We start from the raw sequence: 1,708 nt of genomic DNA, 5'->3' as shown, positions 1-1,708 counted from the left end.
GGAAACGGCGGATAGGGCGGTGGCGGATACAGCGGTGGCGGTTCGACCTCCCCCTCGCCCAACTCGGGACTGATCCCGCGGTCGCCATACGCGGTGCCGTCCGCGGTGACGACGAGTGCGCGAATCCCACCGCCGTTGAGTTCGGCAGCGAGCAGATCGGGTGAGGTGTGCGCAGCGCTCAGCGCGTCGGCGCGCGACGTCGCGGCCAGCAGCCGGTCGTGCAGATTGCGGTGGGCGAGAACACCCATGGTGATGTCGATGGTGACTCCGAGCACCACCAGCAGGACGGCCAGCAGCGCCAGCACCACCAGCGTGACGCGACGTTGCAGCGACGGCGTCGGCGTCGTCGACGCGGCCGTCATGCCCGCTCGGCTTGCAGGCGGTAACCGATGCCGCGCACGGTGTGCAGAATCCGCGGCCCGTGCGCCTCCAGCTTGCGCCGCAGCCCGCTGACATGAACCTGCACCAGGTTGGGGTCGTAGGCGTCGTAACCCCATACGCCGTTCAGGATTTGACCCGCGCTGACGATCCGGCCGCGCTGCTCCACCAGAAAAGCCAGCACGCGCAGCTCGGTTGCGGTCAGTTCCAGCCGGTGACCGCCGCGTGCCGCCACACCGGCGCCGAGGTCCAGCGTGACGTCGCCCACCTGAATCACCTGGGACAGTCGTCCGCGACGGCGCAGCACCGCACCCACCCGCGACACGAGCTCGGCCAACTCGAACGGCTTGATGACGTAGTCGTCGGCCCCGCCGTCGAGTCCGCGCAGCCGATCGGGCAGCCCGTCGCGCGCCGTGATCAAGACGATCCCGACGTCACCCCATTCGCGGATGACGTCGATGAGCGCGAACCCATCGCGTCCCGGCAGCATCACGTCGAGCACCACCAGGTCGGGACGCATCCCGTCGAGAACCTCTTCCAAGCCGTCGCCGTCGCAGCGGGCGTCGGTGTGATAGCCGACATCGGTGAGCGCTTCGCTGACCATCTCCCGGATGGTCTCGGAGTCCTCGACGACCAGTACCCGCGGCGTGCCGATGCTGAACTGGCCGGCGGCCGCACGGAGGCAATCCGTCATTCCTCCATTGTCGGCGCCGGTTCTGAAACCAACCTGAAGGCCGGATGGCTCGGAGGGTTGGCACAGCCGCCCCGTTCGTCACACAACATGAGAGGTGTGCCAATTGCCCGCCTTTGGGCGACAATCTCGCTGTCAGCCAGGGCGTCACCGTGTTGTCGCGCAAAGGCGGGCAAAAAGGTCATTGGCCTCCGGCGGTGACGACAGTGACCGATGAGGTTCGTCAGCAGCCGCTTTCTTCAGATCCATTTCAGCTCCGGCTCTTAACGTCCGTGACATGACCACCAACGACGACATCAACACCAATCCACCCGCGCCATCGCCGGTCACCCACCATGCGCCACCCGCGCCGCCACCGGTCACCCACCAAGCGCCCGAGCGACGCCGCCACCCCACCGGCGTGGTGATCGGCGCCGGGGTAGCGGGCGCGCTGCTCGGCGCGGTCGGCACGGTCGCGGCGATCGCCTTCGCCTGGATCGTCAGCGTCGGGCCGCCCCCGCCACCGCCTCCCGGGCCGCCGCCGATGTTCGCGGCGCCGCCATTCCACGGGCCCCCGCCTCCTCCGATGGCCGGGCCCATGCAGGGTGGCTTCGGATTCGCTCCGCCGCCCGGCCCGCCGGGACCCCCGCGTGGCTTCTG

General features: G+C 69.2%; 2 protein-coding genes and 1 pseudogene. 1 reads left to right on the top strand and 2 read right to left on the bottom strand.

What is annotated here, in order from left to right:
- Window positions 1-362, bottom strand: a pseudogene (locus A5782_RS05420) (two-component sensor histidine kinase); the annotation flags it as partial.
- Window positions 359-1,072: a response regulator transcription factor gene (locus A5782_RS05415; protein WP_067096233.1), complete on the bottom strand. Its 714-nt coding sequence runs from the start codon at window positions 1,070-1,072 to the stop codon at window positions 359-361. The gene A5782_RS05415 and the pseudogene A5782_RS05420, both read right to left, overlap by 4 nt.
- A 274-nt stretch (window positions 1,073-1,346) precedes the next feature.
- On the opposite strand from A5782_RS05415, the gene A5782_RS05410 reads away from it, so the two are divergent.
- Window positions 1,347-1,708 (top strand): hypothetical protein (locus tag A5782_RS05410; RefSeq protein WP_067096229.1); only part of this gene is annotated, 362 nt, incomplete at its 3' end.

Origin of the sequence: Mycobacterium sp. 852002-40037_SCH5390672 (assembly GCF_001665875.1) — a bacterium.
In the GTDB taxonomy this organism is placed as follows: Bacteria; Actinomycetota; Actinomycetes; order Mycobacteriales; family Mycobacteriaceae; genus Mycobacterium.
This window is presented reverse-complemented; position numbering and strand designations above follow the sequence as displayed.

Excerpts from the sequence above, each read along its gene's own strand:
- A5782_RS05415 (WP_067096233.1), bottom strand. The coding sequence starts at position 1,072 with ATGACGGATTGCCTCCGTGCGGCCGCCGGCCAGTTCAGCATCGGCACG.